Annotated in this window: 25 protein-coding genes and 1 pseudogene; 10 read left to right on the top strand and 16 right to left on the bottom strand. The window is 36.8% G+C overall.

Annotation, left to right across the window (positions count from 1 at the left end; all coding sequences use genetic code 11):
* On the bottom strand, window positions 1-1,101 hold the full coding sequence (locus tag RM706_RS00130) for a fatty acid desaturase family protein (protein ID WP_311348985.1): 1,101 nt from the start codon (window positions 1,099-1,101) through the stop codon (window positions 1-3).
* 113 nt (window positions 1,102-1,214) lie between these two features.
* On the opposite strand from RM706_RS00130, the gene rsmG reads away from it, so the two are divergent.
* Entirely contained in the window at window positions 1,215-1,850 is a 636-nt protein-coding gene (rsmG, locus tag RM706_RS00125; protein ID WP_311348984.1) for a 16S rRNA (guanine(527)-N(7))-methyltransferase RsmG, read from the top strand.
* A 44-nt stretch (window positions 1,851-1,894) separates the two neighbouring features.
* Here rsmG and RM706_RS00120 read toward each other — a convergent pair whose 3' ends face one another.
* The 6 genes from RM706_RS00120 to RM706_RS00095 form a co-directional block, all read right to left on the bottom strand.
* Complete coding sequence (locus RM706_RS00120; RefSeq protein WP_311348983.1) at window positions 1,895-2,407, bottom strand: DinB family protein; 513 nt, start codon at window positions 2,405-2,407, stop codon at window positions 1,895-1,897.
* Window positions 2,408-2,627: 220 nt separating this feature from the next.
* The gene (locus tag RM706_RS00115) at window positions 2,628-3,392 is read right to left on the bottom strand and encodes a creatininase family protein (RefSeq protein WP_311348982.1); all 765 of its coding nucleotides are present in this window, start codon (window positions 3,390-3,392) and stop codon (window positions 2,628-2,630) included.
* Between the two features lie 91 nt (window positions 3,393-3,483).
* Window positions 3,484-5,112 carry an L-glutamate gamma-semialdehyde dehydrogenase gene (gene pruA, locus RM706_RS00110; protein WP_311348981.1) on the bottom strand — a complete coding sequence of 543 codons (1,629 nt, stop codon included), beginning with the start codon at window positions 5,110-5,112 and terminating at the stop codon, window positions 3,484-3,486.
* A gap of 75 nt (window positions 5,113-5,187) precedes the next feature.
* The gene (gene apaG / locus RM706_RS00105) at window positions 5,188-5,574 is read right to left on the bottom strand and encodes a Co2+/Mg2+ efflux protein ApaG (RefSeq protein WP_311348980.1); all 387 of its coding nucleotides are present in this window, start codon (window positions 5,572-5,574) and stop codon (window positions 5,188-5,190) included.
* Window positions 5,575-5,576: 2 nt separating this feature from the next.
* Entirely contained in the window at window positions 5,577-6,794 is a 1,218-nt protein-coding gene (locus tag RM706_RS00100) for a DUF3667 domain-containing protein (protein ID WP_311350439.1), read from the bottom strand.
* Window positions 6,795-6,809: 15 nt separating this feature from the next.
* Entirely contained in the window at window positions 6,810-8,054 is a 1,245-nt protein-coding gene (locus tag RM706_RS00095; RefSeq protein WP_311348979.1) for a type IX secretion system plug protein, read from the bottom strand.
* Window positions 8,055-8,205: 151 nt separating this feature from the next.
* On the opposite strand from RM706_RS00095, the gene RM706_RS00090 reads away from it, so the two are divergent.
* The 8 genes from RM706_RS00090 (at window position 8,206) to RM706_RS00055 (ending at window position 15,755) form a co-directional block, all read left to right on the top strand.
* Window positions 8,206-9,558, top strand: coding sequence for a Na(+)-translocating NADH-quinone reductase subunit A (locus tag RM706_RS00090; protein WP_311348978.1), 1,353 nt, complete (start codon window positions 8,206-8,208; stop codon window positions 9,556-9,558).
* Window positions 9,559-9,560: 2 nt separating this feature from the next.
* Complete coding sequence (locus tag RM706_RS00085; RefSeq protein WP_311348977.1) at window positions 9,561-10,829, top strand: NADH:ubiquinone reductase (Na(+)-transporting) subunit B; 1,269 nt, start codon at window positions 9,561-9,563, stop codon at window positions 10,827-10,829.
* Window position 10,830: 1 nt separating this feature from the next.
* Window positions 10,831-11,580, top strand: a complete 750-nt coding sequence (locus tag RM706_RS00080) for a Na(+)-translocating NADH-quinone reductase subunit C (RefSeq protein WP_311348976.1) — start codon at window positions 10,831-10,833, stop codon at window positions 11,578-11,580.
* A 1-nt stretch (window position 11,581) separates the two neighbouring features.
* Complete coding sequence (locus tag RM706_RS00075; RefSeq protein WP_311348975.1) at window positions 11,582-12,229, top strand: NADH:ubiquinone reductase (Na(+)-transporting) subunit D; 648 nt, start codon at window positions 11,582-11,584, stop codon at window positions 12,227-12,229.
* Between the two features lie 10 nt (window positions 12,230-12,239).
* The gene (gene nqrE / locus RM706_RS00070) at window positions 12,240-12,980 is read left to right on the top strand and encodes an NADH:ubiquinone reductase (Na(+)-transporting) subunit E (RefSeq protein WP_311348974.1); all 741 of its coding nucleotides are present in this window, start codon (window positions 12,240-12,242) and stop codon (window positions 12,978-12,980) included.
* Window positions 12,981-12,982: 2 nt separating this feature from the next.
* Window positions 12,983-14,290, top strand: a complete 1,308-nt coding sequence (gene nqrF / locus RM706_RS00065) for an NADH:ubiquinone reductase (Na(+)-transporting) subunit F (RefSeq protein ID WP_311348973.1) — start codon at window positions 12,983-12,985, stop codon at window positions 14,288-14,290.
* A gap of 75 nt (window positions 14,291-14,365) precedes the next feature.
* Window positions 14,366-14,737, top strand: coding sequence for a DUF8840 domain-containing protein (locus RM706_RS00060; protein ID WP_311348972.1), 372 nt, complete (start codon window positions 14,366-14,368; stop codon window positions 14,735-14,737).
* Between the two features lie 13 nt (window positions 14,738-14,750).
* Window positions 14,751-15,755, top strand: a complete 1,005-nt coding sequence (locus tag RM706_RS00055) for an FAD:protein FMN transferase (RefSeq protein WP_311348971.1) — start codon at window positions 14,751-14,753, stop codon at window positions 15,753-15,755.
* 1 nt (window position 15,756) lies between these two features.
* Here the strand turns inward: RM706_RS00055 and RM706_RS00050 are convergent, their stop codons facing one another.
* The 4 genes from RM706_RS00050 to gpmI all read right to left on the bottom strand — a co-directional run bounded on the left by RM706_RS00050 (window position 15,757) and on the right by gpmI (window position 21,032).
* Window positions 15,757-16,521 (bottom strand): class I SAM-dependent methyltransferase, encoded by a 765-nt coding sequence (locus tag RM706_RS00050; RefSeq protein ID WP_311348970.1) that lies wholly within the window; start codon window positions 16,519-16,521, stop codon window positions 15,757-15,759.
* Window positions 16,521-17,327: a type I methionyl aminopeptidase gene (gene map, locus RM706_RS00045; protein WP_311348969.1), complete on the bottom strand. Its 807-nt coding sequence runs from the start codon at window positions 17,325-17,327 to the stop codon at window positions 16,521-16,523. Before map ends, RM706_RS00050 begins: the two co-directional genes overlap by 1 nt.
* A gap of 62 nt (window positions 17,328-17,389) precedes the next feature.
* Window positions 17,390-19,519: a glycoside hydrolase family 97 protein gene (locus RM706_RS00040; protein ID WP_311348968.1), complete on the bottom strand. Its 2,130-nt coding sequence runs from the start codon at window positions 19,517-19,519 to the stop codon at window positions 17,390-17,392.
* A gap of 10 nt (window positions 19,520-19,529) precedes the next feature.
* Complete coding sequence (gpmI, locus tag RM706_RS00035) at window positions 19,530-21,032, bottom strand: 2,3-bisphosphoglycerate-independent phosphoglycerate mutase (protein WP_311348967.1); 1,503 nt, start codon at window positions 21,030-21,032, stop codon at window positions 19,530-19,532.
* A 208-nt stretch (window positions 21,033-21,240) separates the two neighbouring features.
* Between gpmI and RM706_RS00030 the strand changes: the two genes are divergently transcribed.
* Window positions 21,241-21,627, top strand: a complete 387-nt coding sequence (locus RM706_RS00030; RefSeq protein ID WP_311348966.1) for an ankyrin repeat domain-containing protein — start codon at window positions 21,241-21,243, stop codon at window positions 21,625-21,627.
* Window positions 21,628-21,732: 105 nt separating this feature from the next.
* Here the strand turns inward: RM706_RS00030 and RM706_RS00025 are convergent, their stop codons facing one another.
* The 5 genes and pseudogenes from RM706_RS00025 to RM706_RS00005 form a co-directional block, all read right to left on the bottom strand.
* Window positions 21,733-21,900, bottom strand: a complete 168-nt coding sequence (locus RM706_RS00025; protein ID WP_311348965.1) for a DUF6747 family protein — start codon at window positions 21,898-21,900, stop codon at window positions 21,733-21,735.
* A gap of 112 nt (window positions 21,901-22,012) precedes the next feature.
* Entirely contained in the window at window positions 22,013-22,780 is a 768-nt protein-coding gene (locus RM706_RS00020; RefSeq protein ID WP_311348964.1) for a M48 family metalloprotease, read from the bottom strand.
* A gap of 40 nt (window positions 22,781-22,820) precedes the next feature.
* On the bottom strand, window positions 22,821-23,555 hold the full coding sequence (locus tag RM706_RS00015; RefSeq protein WP_311348963.1) for a M15 family metallopeptidase: 735 nt from the start codon (window positions 23,553-23,555) through the stop codon (window positions 22,821-22,823).
* A 97-nt stretch (window positions 23,556-23,652) separates the two neighbouring features.
* On the bottom strand, window positions 23,653-24,801 hold the full coding sequence (locus RM706_RS00010) for a T9SS type B sorting domain-containing protein (RefSeq protein WP_311348962.1): 1,149 nt from the start codon (window positions 24,799-24,801) through the stop codon (window positions 23,653-23,655).
* Window positions 24,801-25,450, bottom strand: a pseudogene (locus tag RM706_RS00005) (bZIP transcription factor); the annotation flags it as partial. The pseudogene RM706_RS00005 and the gene RM706_RS00010, both read right to left, overlap by 1 nt.

Here is a 25,450-nt window from a genome sequence, read left to right as displayed (position 1 = left end):
CTAGTACTGTAGTATGGGTTGTCGACCCAATTCTCTTAAATGTTTGAAGTGCGAAATTATAGCTTTTCTAGTCGTCTTATATTCATTGTAAGGCAAATTAAATTCCTTTGCTGTTTGTTTCACAATTTTTGAAATTTTTGTGTAATGAACATGACTGATATTTGGAAAGATATGGTGTTCAACTTGATGGTTCAATCCGCCTGTAAACCAATTGACGATTTTATTTTTCGTTCCAAAGTTAACGGTAGTGAATAATTGGTGAATTGCCCAAGTATTTTTCATTGTACCCGTTTCATCAGGTAATGGTGTTTGGGCATCATCGACAATATGTGCTAATTGAAAGACAACACTTAAAATCACTCCAGCTACATAATGCATGATGAAGAAGCCTAATAGTATTTGCCACCATGGAATGTCAATAAAAAGCAGTGGTAAGACAATCCAAATAGTAATATACAATGTTTTTGTGATAACCAAGGTACTCCAGTTTATTGCAGCGCTTGGTAGTTTCCCGTAAGATAACTTACGCTTCATGTAGCGATACATCTGTTGAAAATCTGTAGTAATTGCCCAGTTGAAAGTCAATAAGCCGTATAAGAAAATGGAATAAAAATGCTGAAATTTATGATGCTTTTTCCATTCGGCATGTTTTGAAAAACGAAGTACACGACCGGCTTCCATATCTTCATCATGCTCATGAATATTAGTGTAGGTATGGTGCAGTACATTATGCTGTACTTGCCAGTTGTATACATTTCCCGCAAGAATGTAAATGCTGCCGCCCATAAACTTATTCACCCATTTTTTATTGGAATATGAACCATGGTTACCGTCATGCATTACATTCATGCCAACACCGGCCATACCAACACCCATTACCATTGATAAAAGAACATAGGCCCAAAAAGGTAAATTAAGGGTCAAAATCAAAAAATATGGTGCGAGAAAAATGGCAAACATAACTATAGTCTTCAAATGAAGCTTCCAATTACCTGTTTTCTTAATTTTATTGTCGTTAAAGTATTCGTTGACTCTTTTATTTAAAGTCTTAAAGAATTGTGCAGAATCTTTTCTTGAAAAACGAATGGTGTCCATGCCCATAAATAATTTTTTACAAAGGTAATTAATTTCAATCCCTCAAAAGTTAGGGTTTACTTAAAACGTTTTTAAGGTAGGTAAAAGTATTATTTTTGATCAAATTAACAGAATGCCGAATGAATACTGAAATTGTCTTTAATTATTTTACGACACTCACCCAGGAACAGAAGCATCATTTTTCTCAACTAGAGGCTTTGTATCAAGATTGGAATCAGAAAATTAATGTGGTATCGAGAAAGGATATAGACGAATTATATCTACGTCATGTGTTGCATTCATTGGGTATTGCCAAGGTTCAAAAATTTAATGAAGGAGCTCAAATATTAGATGTTGGTACTGGCGGTGGTTTTCCTGGAATTCCTCTTGCTATTTTATTCCCGCAAACGCAATTCACTTTAGTTGATGCTATCGGAAAAAAGATTAAAGTGGTTCAAGAAGTGATAGATGGGTTGAAACTCGAGAACATAACTACCCATCATAGTAGGGTTGAAGATTTGCCTGGACAGTTTGACTTTATTGTTAGTAGGGCAGTAGCCGCAATGCCCACATTTGTACATTGGACAAAAGGTAAAATCAAGAAAGATGCTGCTCATGAGCGAGTGAACGGTATTCTATATTTAAAGGGTGGTGATTTGACTGAGGAACTACAGGGTTATCGCAATGCGGAAGTTTTTGAATTGAAAGACTACTTTAAAGAGGAGTTCTTCGAAACAAAAAAGGTGGTATACTTGCCAAGTAAGTATAGAAGTTAGAACAAAAAAGGCACTTTAAAGTGCCTTATTAACTAATTATTTGATTACTTACTCCATGGCGGAACGACGCCGTTTGAGCGCGCATAAGCAATCAATTGACCCTTGTGCTCTCCATTATGTTCCATCATAGCCAAAAGACCGCCCATTTTGTTCATTTTGGCAAAACCAAAATCAACTTCTGTGCTTAAGTCATCATTTTCGACCATCATGATTTTACTTAAAACAAATTCATTTGATTTTTTTAAGGCAGCAATAATATTGTCTTTTCCCGTAATTTTACCAATAGCCATCATATCAACATCTTCTGGTGGTGGGAATCCCATTTTCATTGCTAGGTAATAGTTGGCACCTGCAACATGCAAAAGAGCTTCGCCTACTGAATTAACACCTTCTGATGGTCTCCAGTCATATTGATCTTCAGAAAAAGCTTCTGCCAATTGTACGACTTGGCCTTGGTTACCTGTTAATACCCCTTTAATAGTGGCTTGGGCCAAATTGTCTTGTGCGCATGTAATGACTGTTGTCAATAACATAAACAAAATCGCTAATTTTTTCATTTTGAATAGATTAAAATTGTTATACTACGATGAGATATTCCCAAAGTGCGCAATAAATGTAATGAAAAACGATATGATATATCAAATAAGTTAAATTCTCAATGTAAAGTTTGTTTTATCTTTTTGAACAGTTCACCATCTTCACTGAGTGAATAGTCGATAAGATGAACTTCTGATGGAAATATAAAAAAAGCCCTATTCTTAGTTCTTGATGGTATGGTTATTCGTAAAGATTTTCAATATCTACCTCAGTAAGATCTACGAATAATTGACTCATTTTACCGCAAACAGCTTTGAAGAACTTTTTGCCCTTTTCTTTTGTTGCTGCATGTGGATTGCCCACACCAGTATCTTCACTGATTTTTGACCATGGGCGTTCTGTCCAGGCCCAACCTTCAGAAAATGCTTTGATTTTGTTTTTTAATTCTTTTCCATTGCCCCATTCTTTTTTTGATAAAACCAATTCTGGTGCAAGATGCAGTATCAAACTTGTTTCCATTTCATCAGCATGGTCTCCGACAATATCAAAATATTCTGTTCTATCAACAATTAAAGGCCAATGGGTAACACAGATAAACATTTTTGGGAACAGCAGACCTAATTCTCTTACAATAGATTTCCAGTTATTACCTCCGTGACTATTTAGGATTATAAATTTATGAATACCTTGTCTATTCAACACTTCAATAATATCTTTTAAAATAGCGAATTGTGTACTTGGATTCAGGTTCATATCCAAGTAGATATCAGACTGACCTGTATTTACGCCAAAAGGTATTGTTGGTAATACGGTTATTTTAGCACCCTGCTCCCATGCTATCTTGGCAGACTCTTCGGCGATAGCGCTACCTTCAATAATATCTGTGGCATAAGGAAGGTGATAATTATGGGCCTCAGTAGCTGCCCAGGGTAAAACCGCCAACTCAAATTGCTCTTCTTTTAAGTGTTTCCAATTGGTCTCCGCTAATACATAAGGTCTAGGCATAGATAGTTTAATTAGAGTCTTAGCCAATAAAAATAGCCGTTATTCCTAAAAATTCTTGGAATAACGGCTAGATTTTTGAATTCTTAAGTATTTATCCTAAAAACGGATAACGATAATCTTCAGGAGTAACGAAAGTCTCTTTAATCAATCTTGGAGATATCCAGCGTAATAAATTTTGGGCGGAACCTGCTTTATCATTGGTGCCTGATGCTCTTGCACCACCAAAAGGCTGTTGCCCTACCACAGCACCTGTCGGTTTATCATTAATATAAAAGTTACCCGCACAGTTTTGCAAAGCTTTTGTTGCTTCATCAATAGCATATCTATCTTGTGAAAGTACAGCACCTGTCAATGCATATTCAGATGTACCATCAACAAGTTCTAGCGTTTCTGACCATGCTGCATCTTCATATACATAAACTGTTACTACAGGACCGAAGAGTTCAGTGCACATGGTGGTATATTTCGGATCTTTTGCTACAATCACAGTTGGCTCGATAAAGTAACCTTTTGATTTGTCATAATTACCCCCTGCAAAAACTATTGCGTCAGAATCAGCTTTTGCTTGATCGATGAATTTTGCCAATTTATTAAAAGAACCTTCATGTATCACAGCAGTGATAAAGTTGCTCATATCTTCTGGCGAACCTGGTTTATTGAGGCTTTCAATATCTTTTTTAACCAGTTCTAAAATTTCATCTGCCGTTGACTTTGGTAAATAAACTCTAGAGGCAGCACTGCATTTCTGTCCCTGAAATTCAAAAGCTCCTCTTACAATGGCCGTTGCAACTTGTGCTGGTTTAGCTGTTGGATGCGCAATGATAAAATCTTTGCCCCCAGTTTCGCCAACTATTCTTGGGTAGGTTTTATAAGTATGAATATTCGTGCCGATTTGTTTCCATAATTCTTTAAAAACATGGGTCGAACCTGTAAAATGAAGTCCTGAAAAGTCAGGGCTTTTCAAAATGGTATCTGTAATCATAACCGGGTCTCCCATGACCATATTAATGACTCCGTCAGGTAATCCAGCTTCTTTAAATACATCCATAATAACTTTAGCTGAGTACACTTGACTGTCGCTTGGTTTCCATACAACTACATTGCCCATCATAGCCGCACTTGCTGGCAAATTTCCTGCAATCGCGGTAAAGTTGAATGGTGTAATTGCATATACAAAACCTTCGAGCGGACGGTATTCAACACGGTTCCAGATACCTTCAGCAGAATCAGGTTGCTCTTCATAAATCTGAGACATATATTCTACATTAAAACGAAGAAAATCGATAAACTCACAGGCGGCATCGATTTCGGCTTGATGAATCGTTTTTGATTGTGCCATCATTGTGGCTGCGTTAATTTTTGCTCGGTATGGTCCAGCGATTAATTCGGCTGCCTTTAAAAAAATTGCCGCACGTTGTTCCCATGTTAAATCCGCCCAAGCTTTTCTTGAATTCAAACAGCTGGCAATTGCCTTCTCAACATGTTCTTTCTGTGCGGTATGGTAGTGACCAACAAGATGTTTGTGGTCATGTGGCGGAGACATGGGTTTTGTATCCCCAGTCTTGATTTCTTCAGATCCGATATATAGTGGAACGTCTACTTTGCTATTGTAATATGCTTTGTATTGTTTGAGGACTTCCTCACGCTCAGGAGTGCCTGGAGCATAACTTTTTATAGGTTCATTAATTGCAGTTGGAACTTGAAAAAAACCTTTGCCCATTGTGGAAATTTTTTAAATGTTATGAATTTCCGCAAAGGTAACGAAAGCGATTTCGAAAGAAAAACAAACTAAGGTTTAGTTCATCGCAAAAGGAGCAGCAAATTTAAAGGTAGGTACCTCAACTTCAAATTCTTCAATTGAGGTTAAATCCACCATTTCATAGAAGCCACGCATGGCGCCAATGGGCGAAGCCAAAAGACACCCAGAACTATAGGTGTGTGACTTTCCTGGTTGAATCACTGGTTTTTTTCCGATTACGCCCTCACCATCTACAGTCTCCATTTCTTTTAGAGAATCAAAAATATCCCAGTGCCTAGCAGTAAGCTGTACCGCATTTTTACTCTGGTTTTCTATGGTAATGGTGTAACCAAATGCATAGTGCATTTTATAGTTTTTGAAGAAGGTACCCTCAAATGTGGTTTGAACCGATACTTTAATCCCTTTGGTGACTTGAGTAATCATATTTAGTAGGTAAAAATGCTTCCAACACCCAGTAACAAAACCGTAATTATCGCTAAAAAGGTAAATACTGAATTAAGAAACAAGTATTTGATACTAGTTTTTAAAAATCCTTGGCTGTAAAACTTTCTCATGGATTGAAACAGATAAATTCCAAAAATAAACAAGAATAAACCTGCCGTTGACCAGCCCAAAATAGTGTCTATTATCCAGCTAAGAATGAGCAAGATAAATAATAATGATTGGTTGTGAAAACTGAAGATCAAATGATCGGTATAGGTGAATTTTTTTCGGATGTACACCATATAAATGAAAATCGTAAAGACAGGTAAAAAGAAAAATATGACAAAAGGAAGCTTGGCCATGGTGTCATTTAACCAGCTTCCGGGTTGTCTCCAAGCTCGCAAAGTACTCTTTGAAGTGTTAAAGGCTAATCTGTTCCTCCAAGAACCTGTGATATGATACTTTTCTTTAGCTTCGGTATAATCGCTGATAGAATCATTTCTAAGCATAATAAAAAAGAATTCGGCTTTATCATAAAAATTACTATTAGTATCTGATTCAAGCTTTTGAAAATAGGCTTTGGGATTAGCTGCCATCAAAGAATCGGTTTGCTTTTCTTTAATCTCCCATTCCTTAATATTGTGCTCCAAAGAATCTAAGCCTTTTAAACTTTCAGTAAGTATGGGGTCAGTGGTTTTTAATGAATCTAATTCTTTAAAAACATTATTTATTTGATTGACTACTATGGTACTATCGGTTTCTTTACCATTGTCCTTATCAGTGTTTATAGAGAATGACATTGGACCAGATTGTTCTATTTTTTCATCTAAATTAAGCTCATCCAAATTTGAAAACGCCCCTCCATAACTGACCATTAAAAAATATAAGAAAGCTAAACTCAACAAAAATCGGAAGGGGTTGGTGTATGATACTCTTTTTCCATTTATATAATCTCTTGTAATGGAACCAGGCTTTACAAGCATAGTATATAGCGTGGTAAGTAGCTTTGAATCATAATTAATCAAACTGGAGAAGAACTCGTCAAAAAAGTCTTTTAAGACTAGCCTTTTGGTACTATTAGCTTGAGAACAATTAGGGCAGTATTTGTCGTTAATATCTAAAATATGACCACAATTCAAACATTCGGTTCCCCTAAATTTGAGTTCGTAGCGCCCCTTTGATATTAGACTCGTTTCTTTTTTTTCTGGCAAATCTTCCACTTGCCTCAAATATAATTAATTGCTGATAGTTTGAGAATTTGCTGAACCAATACCAATTATACTATCATAAAAATCTCCAAAATCACGATAGTAGACCAAGATAAGATAGTTATTTTCAGTAAAGTGAAAATCGCCACTAACCTTGTTATTAGCTAAGGTGCCATCGCCTTTTTCAACGACAAACTTGTAGTTATAGAAGCCTTGTTTGATGGGGTATTCTAATTCAAGATTTCCTGTTTCATCATTGTAACTCATCAGATTTTCTTCGCTTAGCTCATAGTTGTTGAACTTGCCAAATACATAAACATTGTCTAAACCAAGTTGTGGTTCGTATGGTAGATAAAAATGTACTTTGCTGTATTCGGCTTCTCTAGAAACATCGTCGCCTTGTAAAGTGCGTACTACAAAATCTCCATTGATATCCGGGAAAAAAGTATAGGGTCTATCTTTTCTATATTGATTTGCAAAAAGATAGTGATGATATACCTCTTTAAATTCAATTCGGGAAATGGCAAAAGTGGGGGATCGTAAATCTTTGGTGTCAAAATTTAAAAACTCATTTCCACCATAAAAACTGGTTTCTTGATCATATTTGTAAACGAGCTCGTTGCCCAATGTAAATTGCGGTTTTAAGTTGTACAATGCAGTTGGCCAATAATGATTTTGAATGATGGCAACTTTTACCTCTTGTTTAGGATTTACAATAGGAAAACCAGCCGTATTAATATTGAATTGTACTACCTGTTTTGTATTTAGAAACTCAAAATCACGTGAGCGTTTTACAACTCCACCAACCTTAACCACATCTTTATAGACTACAAAACGTCTTGTGAATTGAAGTTCTTGATATGTATTATAAACTTCAAGAACATAATTTCCTGTAACTTTCAATTGCACCTCAGTATTAGGGATGGTCAAGCGATAATTAGAGTAAGGCTGTAGCGTATTATAACTATTTTCATAATCAATGATACGTTGATTGTCCATACCATTCAAATATTGCGATTTTAACAGCTGTGAAGGGGTCCAATCGTAATCGCAATGGATGATTTTGTAATAGTAATCTTGTTCGCTGGCGGTAAGGTCATCAAATTCTAAATTAATGGTTTCATTTAATTGGACTACTGGAAATTGATCTTCCGTGGGCCCCTTAAAAATTATGGTTTTGATATTTGAGGGAGGATTGATTTCTTCTTGAACTTGAGCTAGAAGGTTGGTAGAAAGCAAAAAGAAAAAAATCTGTTTAAGTAAAAAACGCATTTATTGGCAATTTTTGGGGTAAAGGTAAACAAAAAGCGTGCCCAACAAATTAAGCTCGTTGTAATCCCAAATTTCTAGACAATAATTGTATTTTTTATTGTTTAAGTAGTAAATTTGCTTGCAATTTTGTTAACGAAAGGTCTACACTAATATGTCTAAAGACATCCGAATTAAGAAAGGGTTAAACATCAACCTTGTCGGGGCTGCTGAACAGACTACCTCCAAAGCCGTTTTAAGTAACGTTTATGCGTTAAACCTAAATGATTTTCACGGAATCACACCCAAGATGTTGGTGAAAGAAGGTGCGGAAGTCAAGGCCGGAGAGCCCCTATTTTACAATAAGAATATTGAAGAAATGAAATTTGTTTCACCAGTTAGTGGTGAAGTCGTTGAGATTGTCAGAGGTGCTAGAAGACGCATTTTGACCGTTAAGATCTTGGCCGATAAAGAACAAGTATTTCATTCTTCAAAAACAGCTGAATTAGATGCTGCAGATGCAGAATCAGTTAAGTCGGCATTACTGCAATCTGGTTGTTGGCCTTTTATTAAACAAAGACCTTATGATATTGTAGCTAACCCAGATGCAACACCGAAATCAATTTTTATATCAGGTTGCACTACGGCTCCCTTAGCAGCTGATACTGATTATATTTTAAGTGGAAAAGAAGCAGAATTGCAAGCAGCAATTACAGCTTTAAGTAAAATGACCCCAGGCAAAGTTCATGTTTCTGTAGGGAATAGTGCAAGTTCTCCATTTGCAAATATTAATGATATTGCTATACACAAGGTTTCTGGACCGCACCCTGCTGGATTGGTCGGTACACAAATCAATAAAATAGACCCAATTAATAAGGGCGAGGTAGTTTGGACTGTTTCTCCTCAAGATTTGGTCATTATAGGGGAATTTTTGCTAACTGGTAAGTTTAATGCTGAACGAACCATTGCATTGGCTGGTTCTTCTGTAAAAGCCCCGAAGTATTATACTACTAAAATAGGGGCTGAGGTTTCTACTTTTTTATATGCCAGTGGCGTAAACGGGGATAATTTCAGATTGATAAATGGCGATGTTCTAACGGGTTCTAAAGTGAGTCCTGATGGATATTTAGGTTTTTATAACAATACGGTTACTGCAATTCCCGAAGGCGATGACTACGAGCTTTTTGGATGGAACAAACCAGTTTTCAATAAGATTTCTTCAACCAGGGCGTTAACTTTTTCATGGTTGAACAAGAAAAAGAAATACGATTTAGACACGAATACCAATGGAGAGCACAGAGCTTTTGTGGTGACTGGTAAATATGAAGAGGTTTTTCCGTTAGACATTTACCCATTGCAACTTCTAAAAGCGTGTATGGTTAAAGATTTAGACGAAATGGAGCAATTAGGAATGTACGAAGTAGCTCCTGAAGATTTTGCGTTGACTGAATTTATATGCATTTCAAAGCAGCCCCACCAGCAAATTATTAGAGAAGGGCTTGATTTAATGTACCAAGAAATAGGATAAAAATGGGCATGAAAGAAAAATTACACCAACTTAAATTGAAGTATCAGGGCAAAAAGATGGCTCCTGCCTTTAATGCTATTCATACTTTTTTATACTCTCCAAATGAAACTACCCACTCAGGTAGCCATGTTAGGGCAGTAGATGATTTAAAGAGAACAATGAACACGGTCATCATGGCTTTGGTTCCTTGTTTACTATTCGGAATCTTTAATGCAGGTTATCAGCATTATTCTGCCATAAATGGCTTTCCTGTAGATTTCTCGGTTATGGAACATTTTATTACATGGGATAATTTTTGGTTGGGAGCTATAACAGTACTGCCTTTAGTGATTGTTTCTTATGGTGTAGGACTTTTAATAGAGTTTATTTTTGCAGTAATCAAAGGTCATGAAGTTGAAGAGGGCTATTTGGTAACAGGTATGTTAGTGCCACTGATTGTTCCTGTCGATACGCCACTTTGGATGTTGGCTGTTGCTGTGGCTTTTGGTGTGGTAATTGGCAAAGAGGTTTTTGGGGGTACAGGAATGAATATTTTGAACCCAGCACTGACGATTAGAGCATTCTTATTCTTTGCTTATCCTACTTGGATGAGTGGTGATAAGGTTTGGGTTCATGGTGCAAAAGAAGGAGTTACCCAAGCAGGTTCTACGGATGCCATATCTGGAGAAACTGTTTTAGGGTATTTAGCTCAAGGAAATACTAGTGAGTTCTCTTATTCATTATCTGATATGTTTTTTGGATTCATTCCCGGTTCGGTTGGAGAAACATCTACATTCTTAATCCTTCTAGGAGCTTTATTTTTGATTTTCACCAAGATTGCCAGTTGGAGAATTATGGTAAGTGCTGTATTGGGTTCTCTGGCCATGGGGTTGATTTTTAACGGTATTGTGGATGCTGGATGGATTCCTTCATATAGCAAATTTTATGGATTGATGCAGTTCGAGTTCTGGCAACATTTACTTGTTGGTGGTCTGGCCTTTGGAATCGTCTACATGGCCACAGATCCCGTAACGGGCTCACAGACCAATAAAGGAAAATGGATTTATGGGTTTTTAATAGGGTTTCTTTCGGTAATGATTCGAGTTTTTAACCCAGGGTATCCAGAAGGAGTTTTCTTGGCCATTTTATTGATGAACGTTTTTGCTCCGACCATTGATCATTACGTGGTTCAAGGAAACATCAAAAAAAGAATGAAACGATTAAAAAATGCAACAATCTTGCCAAAGCCAAGTGATGGTAAGGCAGAAGAACTTAAAGTAGAAACTGTTTAGTATGGCAATTAATACAGAAAAGAACTCATATACAGTCATTTTTGCAATAATAATGGTTGTAGTTGTTGGTACAATTTTGGCATTTCTAGCGTCTGGACTTAGACCGCAGATTGATGAAAATGAGCGTTTTGCAAAGCAGCAAAACATCTTATATGCAATGGGGGTAAATCGAAATGAAGGAGAAGGAGACGTAAGCTTTATTCCAACAAATGAAGTAGAAAATGAGTTTTCAAAATACATTACTGAACAGTTGGTAATTGTAGATGGTGATGCTCAAGCCCAAGAAGAGGCTTACTTGATTGATTTAAAAAGGCAGTTGAATGCCTTAAAGAAAGGGGAGGAAGCGAAGCTTCCATTATTTATTGGTGAAAAAGATTCAAAGAAATTCTATATAGTACCGATGTACGGCAAAGGACTTTGGGATGCTATTTGGGGGTATCTTTCCCTAGATGAAAACATGGTAGTTCAAGGGGTATATTTTGACCATAAGGGAGAGACGGCAGGCCTTGGGGCTAACATTAAGATGCGCTTTTTTATGGATGACTTTTCTGGGGAGTCATTGTTGAAAGGAAATTCTCTTTCTGGTATTAACGTGGTTAAGGGAAATGGCGATCCATTGAATAATGATAAAATTGATAACGAAGTAGATGCCATTGCTGGTGCTACTATTACAGGAAATGGGGTTACAGCCATGATTAAAGAAACTTTGAAGATTTATAAACCTTATTTAGAAACGATTAGAACGAATTAATATGGCGCTACTTTCAAAAAAAGATGCAAACTTAATTTTAGATCCATTAGCAGATAATAACCCTATTACCATTCAGGTTTTAGGAATTTGCTCAGCATTAGCTATTACTGCTGAATTAGAGGCTTCTTTGGTAATGGCTATTTCTGTAATTTTTGTTTTAGGGGTGGGAAATGTAGTTATTTCGTTAATGCGAAATATAATACCATCGAAAGTTAGGATTATTGTTCAGTTGATTGTTGTTGCGACCCTAGTTATTATCGTAGATCAGGTTCTTAAGGCTTTTGCTTACGAATTAAGCAAAACTCTAGGAGCATTTATTGGACTAATAATTACAAATTGTATCATTATGGGTCGCTTCGAGGCTTTTGCACTGGGTAATGGACCATGGAAATCGTTCTTAGATGGCATTGGTAATGCGTTAGGTTATGGTGTGATTTTAGTTATCGTAGGATTCTTCAGAGAGTTATTGGGATCAGGGACTTTATTTGGGATACCGGTCTTAGGAGACCCAATTACAAAAACAGGACTATATTCCATAGGGTATGAAAACAATGGTTTTATGATAATACCGCCAGCTGCACTTATTGTAGTGGGTATTATCATTTGGATTCAGCGTTCTAGAAACAAAGCATTAATTGAAGAAGCATAAATAAAAGATTATGTTAGAGCATTTAGAATTATTTTTTAAATCCATTTTTATAGATAACATGGTGTTTGCCGTATTCTTAGGAATGTGTTCTTATTTAGCGGTTTCTAAAAAAGTAGCGACGGCAGTTGGTTTAGGAGCGGCAGTAATCTTTGTATTAGCTGTAACAGTGCCTTTGAATTGGTTGTTAGATCAGTATTTGCTTCGTGATGGGGCATTAGCATGGTTAGGCCCTGAGTATGCCGATTATAACCTTAGCTTTTTATCGTTCATTCTATTTATTGCAACGATTGCTACCATGGTACAATTAGTTGAGATTGTAGTCGAAAAATTTTCGCCATCCTTGTATAATTCATTAGGTATTTTCTTACCCCTAATTGCGGTGAACTGTGCTATTTTAGGTGGGTCTCTATTTATGCAAGCACGTGAAATACCGACCTTAGGTTTGGCTTTGAATTATGGGGTTAGTTCAGGTATCGGATGGTTTTTGGCCATTTTGGCTATTGCAGCTATTCGTGAGAAAATTAGGTATTCAAACGTGCCAGCACCTTTAAGAGGTCTTGGGATTACTTTTATTATTACCGGTTTGATGGGTATAGGCTTTCAGAGTTTTGGTGGTATGTTGACAGGTGATAATGAACCGCCAGAAACAGAAGAAGCTATTACTGCTGAGAAAATTGAAGAAAAAGAAATTAAAAAAGAGATTGAAGAAGATGAAAAAGCAGTCTCTTATAACGAAGTTATAAACGAATAAAGATGATTCTAGCTACAAGCACAGGTGGTACCATATTAATTACCGTAGTTGCATTTCTAATTTTGTTATTGCTTTTGGTGGCACTGTTGTTATTTACGAAAGAGAAACTTTCACCTTCCGGTCCGGTAACTTTGACGATTAACGGTGAAAAGAAGATAGAAGTAGCCTCAGGCGGAACATTATTGTCCACTCTTGGTAACCAAAAAGTATTTTTGCCATCGGCCTGTGGTGGTGGTGGAACTTGCATTCAATGTGAGTGTCATGTGCTTTCCGGTGGTGGAGAAGCACTACCTACGGAGACCCCGCATTTCTCAAGAAAAGAATTACAGCATGGAGCGCGTTTAGCTTGTCAAGTTAAGGTCAAGCAAGATATGGACATTACCATTCCTGAAGAGGTATTTGGTATTAAAAAGTGGCCTGCAAAAGTAGTGCGTAATTATAATGTTGCTTCTTTTATTAAGGAATTCGTAGTTGAAATTCCGGAAGATATGGGCTACAAGGCGGGTGGTTATATTCAAATTGAAGTTCCGCAATGTGAGGTGAAGTTTGCAGATATGGATATTACAGCACATCCTGAAGAACATGAGACACCTGATAAATTTCAAGCAGAATGGGATAAATTTAATCTTTGGCCTTTGGTAATGAAAAACCCAGAATTGGTTGAAAGAGCCTATTCCATGGCATCTTTCCCTGCTGAAGGAAGAGAGATTATGCTAAACGTTCGTATTGCGACCCCACCATGGGATCGTTCTAAAAATGGATGGATGGATGTTAACCCAGGGGTGGCATCATCCTATATTTTTGGATTAAAACCTGGTGATGATGTTATTATCTCAGGACCTTATGGTGAATTCTTTATCAATGAGTCTGAGTCTGAAATGCTTTATGTTGGTGGCGGTGCAGGTATGGCGCCAATGCGTTCACATTTGTATCATTTGTTCAAAACTTTGAAAACTAACCGAAAAGTAACCTATTGGTATGGCGGTCGGTCTAAAAGAGAGTTATTCTATTTAGATCACTTTTATCAATTGGAAAAAGATTTTCCAAACTTTAAATTCTATTTGGCGCTTTCGGAACCAATGGAAGAAGATAATTGGAAGGTAAAAGAGAATATTGATGCACCTGGTGATGGTTTCGTTGGTTTTATTCATAATTGCGTAATAGATAACTATTTAAATCATCATGAATCTCCAGAAGATATTGAATTGTATTTCTGTGGACCACCATTAATGAACAAAGCCGTTCAGAAAATGGGCGAAGACTTCGGAATTCCTGATGAGCATATTAGATTCGATGATTTCGGCGGATAAGAAATAATCATTTTCTTGTGAAAACAGAAACCTAAAATATGAGCCGATACAATTTGTATCGGCTTTTTTGTAATTATGGCGCAGCGTAAATTGACGGAACAAGAATTACACAATCTCGCAATGAATATTGTTGGAAAACAACTTGAAGAAAAAGGATATGAGTTTCTAGCTGTTAATAGTGAACTTAAAAAGAATCCCCAGTTCGTTTGCACTAAGCATAAGAAAATGAGCTTTGTTGTGGTCAAAAGTATCGAGTACCCTGGTGACCCTAGCGATATTGATTTCTTTAGAGCCGATTTGAACAAAATGAGGGATCATGCCCTAAAATTTGATGCCCGAACATTTTATGCCGCTGTGGGTTTGGTCAATGCTAAAGACTATAACCTTCCTGTTTATTTAAATGAGGACTATTTGGTTGATTATGAAGGTATGATTGAAATTAAGTAGATAATAAATAGAAATGAAGAATTTAGTTTTAGTTTCTTTAGGAGTTTTGTTATTGGGCTGTAACTCCAAACCTCAATGGGTTAAAAATCAGAATATTGGCAATGCTTTAGGTACTACCTATTCCATTATTTACTTAAGTGATGAAGAACTGGATTTTCAACGGCAGATTGATTCTGTTTTTCAAGTGGTGAATTTATCCATGTCCACTTATATTCCCAATTCTGACATCTCTAAAATAAATGATGGAGATTCAACTGTTATTGTAGATCAAATGTTCAAAGAAGTTTTTGAACTATCTAGCAAGGTCTATAAAGCTTCTGAAGGTTATTTTGATCCAAGTATTGGTGTTTTGGCAAATGCTTGGGGTTTTGGTCCTGGAGAACCGCTTGAGTTGGATAGCTTAAAATTGGACAGTTTATTGAATTATGTTGGTTGGGATAAAGTAAGTCTCAATACAAATGGTACAATTTCAAAACTGAACCCTAATATTCGTTTTGACTTTAATGCTATTGCTAAAGGGTACGCTATTGACCGTTTAGGTGCTATGTTGCAATTAAAGGGAATTGAAAATTATTTGGTCGAAGTAGGAGGTGAGGTTCTAGCAAAAGGCATGAATACAGTTTCTAAAAAAGAATGGACAGTCGGTATTGATAGCCCAAATGATATGATGAATAGGGGAGTCGCTGCGATAATAAATTTAAAAGATAGGGCATTAGCCTCCTCAGGTAATTATAGAAAGTTTCGAATTGACCTAGAAACAGGAGCCAAATATGTGCATACCATTAATCCTTTAACAGGGTATACCAAAAATTCGAAAGTATTGGCAGCAAGTGTTGTGGCAGCTGATTGTGCGACTGCTGATGCCTATGCAACAGCTTTTATGGCAATGGATTTAGAGAATTCTATAAGCTTACTAGAAAGTAAAAAAGATTTAGAAGCTTATATTGTCTATTTAGGTGAAAAAGATAGTATTCAAACCTTCCTTACTCCAGGTTTTGAAGAGGTTTTGGTAAAATAAGCTATTTACGAACTACAGGGATAATTTCCCCTTTGGCCAATCGATATTTTTCAACGTCAGTTAGTTTGAGTTCATTGGTATAATCCACTTCTTCTACCTTAAAACCAATACTCCTCAGTTTATCGAAATAATCTCGCCCATAGACTCGAACATGATCATATTGTCCAAAAATTTTGGCTCTTTCTTTTTTGTCAGTTATGCTATCATCTTCAAAAGTAGTAGCACGTTTTAAATCCTGTGGAATTTGAAATATGCCCCATCCATTGGGTTTTAATATGCGATGCAACTCTTGCATTGCCTTTGTGTCGTCTTCAATATGTTCCAGTACGTGGTTGCATAAAATGACATCAAAAGAAGCATCTTCAAATGGAAGACTACAGATGTCAGCTTTTACATCTGCCAAAGGTGAGTTTAAATCAGTTGTTAGATATTCTAAGTTTTCCTGTTTCCGAAATCGTTTGTGAAAGGCTTGCTCAGGTGCAAAGTGTAATACCTTGAGTTTATCCTTAAAAAAATTGGTTTCATTTTTTAGATAAATCCATAGCAGCCTATGTCTTTCCAAAGAAAGCGTCGATGGGGATAAAACCCCCTCTCTTGGATTTTCATAGCCATAGGGGAGAAACTTCCGAAAACCTTTTCCATCTATTGGATCTTCATGAGTTGATCCTTTTAGGTACAATGCCAAAAAGGGTCTTACCCAATAACTTAACTTGATAAGCCAAGGGCGAGGTATTAAATTGAGAAAATATTTAAAAACTTTTGACATCATGAAGGTCTAAACTCATCCTCTTCATCAGACTTGGTTCCCAATGCTTCATTTACATATTTAAATGTGGAAAGTAGCTGTGGTTTTCCATCAATAAGTGCGACATCATGTTCAAAATGTGCACTTGGTTTTCCATCAGCAGTCAAAACGGTCCACCCGTCATTAAGTTGTTTTATTCTTCTGGTACCCATATTAATCATAGGTTCAATGGCAACTACCATACCGTCAACGAACTTTTTACCACGGCCTCTTTTACCATAATTGGGCATTTGTGGGTCTTCGTGAAGCTCTTTTCCAAGACCATGCCCTACTAATTCTCGTACAACTCCATAACCATGGTTTTCAGTATATTGTTGAATTGCAAAACCTACATCTCCGACACGATTACCAAGTTTGAATTCCCTGATGCCTATATAGAGCGATTCTTTGGTGATTCTAAGTAGTTTTTTGGTTTCTTCTGCAACTTCGCCAACTTCAAAAGTGTAGGCATGATCTCCGTAATAACCATTTTTTAGCGCACCACAATCAACCGAAATAATATCGCCATCTTTTAGAACTTCATTATTTGGTATTCCATGTACTACTTGAGCATTAGGACTCCAATTTAACGTATTTGGAAAATCGTACATACCAAGGAAACCAGGCTCAGCACTTTGGTCGCGAATAAATTCTTCAGCCATTTTATCTAGCTTCAATGGATTTGCCCCTGGTTTAATTTCTGATGCTAACATGCCCAGGGTTTTAGATACTACTAAAGCACTTTCGCGCATCAATTCAATTTCTTCTTCTGTCTTTATTTTGACCATAAGTGCAAAGATACATGGAATTGAAAAATCTTGGATTATTTCAGATAGTTCGATTGTTGGGTTTACAATCGTTTAACTCCCTTTAATTGACTGTTATCAGTAACTTCAAAAATACTAATGGCATAACCGCCACCAGGAGCACAATATTGCGATAGTTTTGATGAATCGCTCACACGATACTTTTTGATGGTATAGGCTTTCGGGTTCTTCTTGTAATGAGCATCTTTAGCATCGGCATAGATGGTTGCAATATATTTCTTGTCCTTATCCAAAAAGTCAAAAGCAATTTTTGAGGTCCTTGGTTCTTCATCATTGGTACGACCAACGAACCAATGGTTACTTCCTTTTTCTTTTCGTGCATAAGTAATAAAATCACCAGGTTCTGCCTCTAGTACCAACGATTCTTCCCAATCTAGGGCGACATCTTTTATAAATTGAAATGCATCAAGATGTTTATTATAGGTTTCTGGCAAATCTGCCGCCATCTGCAGTGGGCTGTACATGGTCACATACAAAGCTAATTGTCGTGCAATGGTGGTGTTTACCCAAGAATTGTTCTGCGGATTGTATTTACTTACGTCAGGCTCGAAGATACCTGGTGTATAATCCATAGGGCCTCCAATCAATCGTGTAAACGGAAGTATGGTAGTATGGTCTGGATTGTTACCACCAAACGCCTCATATTCTGTGCCGCGAGCAGATTCATTGCCGATTAAGTTTGGATAGGTTCTGCTCAACCCTGTTGGCCGAACTGCTTCATGGGCGTTGACCATAATTTTATATGCTGCTGCTTTTTTGACAGCATACAGGTAATGGTTAACTGCCCATTGCCCATAATGGTATTCACCTCTTGGAATGATGTCACCTACATAACCACTTTTAACAGAATTATAATTGTTATCGACCATAAACTGATATGCCTTGTCCATATACCTTTCATAATTGCGAACTGAACCCGAGGTTTCATGGTGCATCATTAGTTTTACGTTTTTTGATTTTGCATATTCACGCAATTCAATTACATCAAAATCAGGATAAGGGGTTAAAAAATCAAAGACATAGTCTTTTGATTTTCCGAACCAATCTTCCCAACCTTGGTTCCACCCTTCGACCAAGACTTGTTCAAAACCGTGTTGAGCGGCAAAATCAATATAAGATTTCACATGTTCGGTATTTGCAGCGTGACGACCGTTAGGTTCGGTATTTGAATAGTCGGTTTCACCCAATTTTACACTTGGTATGTCGGTATATGCCCAAGAGCTTTTACCGGTTATCATTTCCCACCAAACTCCGATATACTTGACGGGCTTGATCCATGATGTATCTTCATATGTCGTGGGCTCATTCAAATTAAGTGTGATATTTGAAAGTAAGATGTCTCCTGCATTTTTGCTCGCAATTATAGTGCGCCATGGCGTGTTTCTAGGAGCTTGCATATACCCTTTGTTTCCGACGGCATCCGGGGTTAGATGTGAGGTCAATGTAAAATTTGATGCATCAACGTCAAGGTGCATAGCGGCATATTCTATAAGCGCAGCTTCATGAAGGTTAATATAAGTTCCAGTATTGCTCTTTAACATCAAGGCCGTTTGAACTCCGGTCTTTGAAGAAGGTGTTTGAGAAGCGTTTGGAGTAATCGCTTGCTCCATAAGGCTTGATACTTCCGATAACTTAGAGGTGGTATAATTGTATTCTTGTGTATCATAATCACCCGGAATCCAGAATGCTATGTGGTCGCCGGTCATAGCAAATTGCGTCTTTTCTTCAGAAATGATGAAGTAAGACAAATTGGGTTGTTCAGGAAATTCGTAACGAAACCCTAGACCATCATCAAATAGACGAAAACGAATGTTCAAGAACCGTTGTGTTGACTCTTGTTCTAATAGCACAAGAAGTTCATTATACTGGTTTCTTATACTTCCGACTTCGCCCCATACCGGCTCCCATGTTTCATCAAAAGAGCTGGTTTTTTCGCCTTTTAAGGTAAAACCAGACAGCAACGATTCCATGTCTTTTAGTTCAAAACCGAGGCTGCTTTTTGCAACGATTGTTTCTTCATTATAATCTAATTGATAGGTTGGAACGCCATTTTCAACTTGAAATTGAAGCTCGAAACTTCCGTTTGGAGATTGCAGTTGTTGCGCTATCGCCAATACTGGAAATAGGATAAGTATGAGCAGTATTCTTTTCATAAGAGTGATATTATACAAGTGAGTTTTGAGTCATAGCTTCAGGTTGCTTAACCCCCATCAGCTTCAATATCGTAGGAGAGATATCCCCCAATACACCGTCTTTAATTTCTTTGACTTCATTGTCAATTAAGATAAGGGGAACCGGGTTGGTGGTATGTGCTGTATTTGGGCTTCCATCTGGGTTTATCATGGTATCACAATTACCATGATCAGCAATTAAAATAGTAGAATACCCATGTTCCAAACCAGTTGTGATAACATTGCCTGCACATTCGTCTACCACTTCGCAAGCTTTAATTGCCGCAGGCATACTTCCAGTATGGCCCACCATATCTGGATTTGCAAAGTTTAAACAGACAAAATCTACTTCTCCTTTTTGCAACTCGGGAACGATGGCATCACGAATGTCATAGGCACTCATTTCTGGTTGAAGGTCATATGTGGCCACTTTCGGTGAGGGACATAAAATTCTGCTTTCGCCTTTAAAGGGTTCTTCCCTACCTCCATTAAAAAAAAAGGTAACATGAGGGTATTTTTCAGTTTCGGCAATTCGAATCTGTTTTTTGCTGGCCTTTTCTAATATTTCACCTAGGGTGTCTTTTATGTTGTCCTTATCATAGACTACCTTAATTCCTTTAAAAGAATCGTCATAATTGGTCATGGTCACATAGTACAAATCCAGTTTTTTCATATCAAAATCAGGAAAATCCTCCTGATTTAAAACTTGCGTAAGTTCGCGGCCGCGATCCGTTCTAAAATTGAAAAAGATGATGACATCTCCTTCGGTTATTTTTCCTGCATCGTTTAAAATAATAGGTTCAATAAACTCATCTGTTTTGCCATTATCATAACTATTTTGAAGTGCTTCATTGGCCGATTCAAATTTTATGCCCTTGCCGTTAACTAATAAATCATAAGCTTTTTTTACGCGTTCCCATCGTTTATCACGATCCATGGCAAAATAACGACCTATAACAGATGCCAATTTTGTTTTTTTATCAGTGCAAAACTTTTCTAGATCTATTAAAAATTCTCTCCCGCTTTTAGGGTCTACATCTCGACCATCTGTAAAAGCATGAACATATGACTCCTTTACACCGCTATTTTCAGAAGCATTAATCAAAGCCTTAAGATGGTTAATATGGCTATGCACCCCGCCATCACTAACTAAGCCTAGAAAATGAACAGGCTTGTTATGAGCATTGGCATATTCAAAAGCTTCCTTAAGGGCGATCTCATCTTTAAGAGTATCTTCTTGAACTGCTTTGTTGATTTTTGCAAAATCTTGGTAAACAATTCGCCCTGCGCCCAGATTCATATGTCCCACTTCACTATTTCCCATTTGTCCTTCTGGCAGACCTACATTCATGCCATCAGTTCGTAAATCAGCATTTGCATATTTTGAGTATAATGAATCAACAAAAGGTGTCTTTGCATTCTCTATAGCAGAAACTTTTGGGTCTGGAGATTTACCCCACCCATCTAAAATCATCAATATTACTTTCTTGTTCATGGTCTAAAGTTGTATATCAAAAATAGAGTCTTTTGTTATTAAGCCCTAGCTTTTGATATGTTTTTAAACTATGAATTTGTTAATTATTTAGATTAAAAATTTAGGTATTGTTAAAGTTTAGTTAGATAACTGTTAATAGCGTAACATTTAAGAGCGTGTGTAGTCTATAATAGTATCAATTAATTCTATAATCAAAAAATTATTTATCATGAAAAAAACAATTTCAACAACGTGCGCAGTATTTCTATTATTCCTTTCTGGGTCAATCGCCCATGCTACTGAAGATCAACCAGAAGTAAAACTAGAATCAAAAGTAATTGCTGCTTTTGAGATTAACTCTTTTTGCAAAGCTATAGTGAAGGGTGATATTGAGACTGTAAAGAAACTTATTGCCTTAGGTGAAGATGTCAATCAAAAATCATTGGGAAGAACACCGGCACATTATGCAGCCCGCTATAATAAGCCCGAGATTTTACAATTATTAATAGATAATGGGGCAAATTTAAAAACTCGCTGTGATAAAGGGTATACAGTAAAAAGGCATGCGAAACTTTCAAACGCTAAAGAAGCTCTTGCGGTTTTAGAACAACTATGAAAAGATAGAACAAGTTTATTCATCTATCAAAAAAACCCACTGCATTCGCAATGGGTTTTTTTCTTACCTAATAGTGTTCAAGTAAAAGAGTAAGGTAGATATATACTAAAATTCAAAACCAGTAAACGCTCGGTAAAAGAAAGCATAAATGGCCATTGAAATCATTAATGCACAAAAAATAGAATATGCTTTTAACAATGTAACCAAAAACTTTGGCTGGCTGTCGTCAAATGCATCAAAATATAAATTCTTAAAATTCAATAGCGTTCCCATATTGTATACTTTTAAATAGCAACAAGGGATTAAATTAGGGCAATCGATTTGGGAACAATAAAGATAAGTAATTTAGATGGACGACAATAATATATCGATGAAGCAACAATAATCATCGACCTTGATACTTTACAATAGATTCTTTGATTTTTTCAATTCTGTTTTCTGGGTCAGGGTGGGTACTTTGAAATTCAGGGACTCTATTAGGTCCTGCTGCTGCTTTAAGTACTTTCATGACTTCTATCATCTGATAAGGGTCATATCCCGATTGAATCATAAAAAGTACGCCTAGATCATCACTTTCTAACTCATCACCGCGACCATTGGTCAACAGAGTATTTTGGCCAATTCCTTGAACCAGACCGCCCATATCACCACCAACAGAAGCGCCCATTGTCAAAGTTTGCCAAAAGCTACTTTCAGCAATGCGTTCGGCAGAATGCCGACCGATTACATGGGCAATTTCATGACCTAAAACCCCAGCTAGCTGATCTTCGTTAAGTTGGGAAAATAAGGCATATGTGATGAAGCATTGCCCCCCTGGTAAAGCAAAAGCATTAATGGTGCGATCATCAGCTAATAAGTGAAAATCATATTTATATGGTGTTTCTCTTGCAATGCTGTTATTCACTAGGCGATTGCCAACTGCATCCACAAAAGCTTGCATTCGTTCATCAGGATAAAGGCCGCCATGTTGTTGGGCCATTTCAGGCGCACTTTGTAAACCAATTGCGATTTCTTGCTCTGCACTCATGTTAATGGTTTGAACACGACCTGTATATGGATTCTCTTCTTTATTGTTACAACGTTGTATAAATGCAAAAGCAACAATTGCAAGACCAATAAAAATTCGAATTTTCCAACTTCCTCTACTTCTCATTGTTAGCAAATTAAAGGTCTTTCAATATACAAAAAATGTGCTACAGCAAATCTGGATTTACTCCCAAAATATTATCTTGAATGTAGCTTTTAAGAAAACCAGTGGTGAAATGCTCTGAACCTTCAAACGTCTCATTTTGAATTAGTTTGAAAATGTTCTTTTTTCGAAATTGTGCCAACATTGGTTTTGAAATAGGGGCATAGCTATAATGCCAAGGTTCGTATTTGAACCCCCTTCTTAAGATGCTGTCGGTGTAAACCAAATAAAACCCAAACTTTTCAGAGTTCTCATCTAGCCACTTTTTAAAAGCCTCAAAAGGACCGCCTTCTTCAAACTTTTCAGGCACCAAAACATCACCAGAGGTCTTTGGATAACCATCAATAATATCGATATCGGTACCCCAATGGTGTCTGCTGGTACCAGGAATGGTAGAATATTCTATTATTTTGTCGATGGCATCAATAGGTCTCATACCATCTTCTTCAGTAAAGCGAATGTATTTTCTTTCCCATATGGCCTCTTGACGATAGAAATCGCGGAAGCTTGATACTATTTTGATGTCGAACCCTGCGCTGTAAGCAGCTTTTTTCATTAGTAAGAAAGCGTTATGAGCTTCTTCTCGTAGATTGATTCCTTCGCCAAAAAGTTTAATGTCCGTTTTGCCCATTAACTCTACGATGGAATATTCTACTTCTTGAGAAAATGAAAGTAACGGTAAAGAGACCAATGCTAAACCACTGGCACTAGTTTTCTTTATAAAATTTCTTCTTTGCATGATTCAGTTTTTGTGGCAATTAATACAAATTATGGGTATTCAAAATATATGCCATACTGCATGTATAGCATAAAGGTACTAACTAAAAAGAAAAAAATTAACGGTCTAAGTAAAGAAAGCCTTGATATTCTAAATCTAAATCAAGAAGGGAAACTGTATAATAATAGATGCCTTCGGGTAAGCCAATCTCTCTATTTAAAACAAAGTTATTTTGATTTGAAATACCTGTAAACTCATTGGTATAATTCGTCATCTCAAATACTCTTTGTCCCTGTCGGTTATAAATATTCAAGATATTATTTGGGGACTGTTCCATACCCTCAATAACCAAAGTATCATTAATGCCATCAGCGTTTGGTGATAAGAAGTAATTGTCCAATTCGAGTAATTCTTGAGCTTCAATAGTTGAACCAAAAGTTAAGGCACCATATTCGTTTGGTAAAAAGTTGTCTGTTGTTATAAACCCTTCATTGATATCACCTCCTTTTTCTGTTTCCCCTAAAATTACCCATCGGCTGGTGGCAATATTCCAAGCTACGACCCTAATATTAGTAATATCTTCAGTCAATTGTCCCAAGTTGCTATTAAGATTCCAGCTTATGGTAATGCTTGAGGTAACATTACCTCGTAAAATCCAAAATTCATTATTACTTACAGCTCCGATATCTCTTGCTCTAGACGCTCTATCAAAACTATCATCTATTGAAGGGGCATCGTTAGGGTCTTCAAAAAAATAGGCGCATTGCGCAAATTCATTTGATGAAACCGAATTTAAAACTAAACTTCTCAATTGATTCTGATCACCAACCGGAAAAGTAAATGAGCTTTTATTTGTAATAGCTGCGAAACCAAAAACTTTGGCTGTATTGGTTTCTCCAACATAAAAAGCATCGGTTAAATAGTTTAAAAAAGAAAATTCGAAGTTTCGAGTTGTAATAACGTTTCCTGAAATAAAGTTGGTATTGTTTACAACGTTAATACTACCTTGTAAAAATGTGCCTACCAGGTTACCAAATTCAATATCATAAAATGTGGGGGCGATAGCGCCTGATACAATATTGGGCCGGTTTCCATAAAAGCCCGCTAAACCAATTGTATTATCAAAAACACCATCATTAATAAAATCGCCGTGAAAGCCAATTGCTGACTCGTCATGCAATTGAATAACCCCGGCGTTATAAAGCCCCGATTGCCCACAAAGTAGGTTCACAATAAAAAAGACCAGTACAAAAACATATTTTTTCACTATTTGCTTTTTTGTTGTTGAGATAGCATTGCTTTTATGAGCTCCATATCTGCTTTTATCGCTTTAAGCTCTTTTGATAGCGTTTCATTTTCTGCTTTTAACTGATCAATTTTTTTTTCTTGCTCTATGGTGTGAAGAAATAACTCTTCTATTTTTTCAAGATTTTTGATATTGGATTTGCTTAGATTCCAGTACCCATCTTCCTCAACTTGAGTCGCAGATTTTATACCCGGTAGGTGATTGTTCGATTTTACAAAAGCTTCAATATTTTTTAAAGACATAAATTGATAGTCATCGCTAATTTTGGATTGTCCTGAAAAATATTTTTGGAATACGTAATCGGGTATAACATTATTTCCATTTAGAAGAATGTCAGCTCCAACACTTAGACCTCCGGTAGTTATAATAGTTTGACCACCAAAATCTGGATTGATTTTTGATCCATCAATTGCAGCACCCGCAGCAATATCAATGTTCACTATACTTTCGTCATCGATTTCATCAGAAGATACCGCATCAGATTGAATTTCACCAGGACCAATAGCATTATTCCCAATGTCACCTTGTGAAATACTATTTGCTGGGATATCTAAAATAAACTCCGTTCCTGTCAGGGTAAGCCCCGCACCTGCGGTATACTGTGTGTCGT

Origin of the sequence: Croceitalea rosinachiae (assembly GCF_031846445.1) — a bacterium.
Lineage (GTDB): Bacteria > Bacteroidota > Bacteroidia > Flavobacteriales > Flavobacteriaceae > Croceitalea > Croceitalea rosinachiae.
This window is presented reverse-complemented; position numbering and strand designations above follow the sequence as displayed.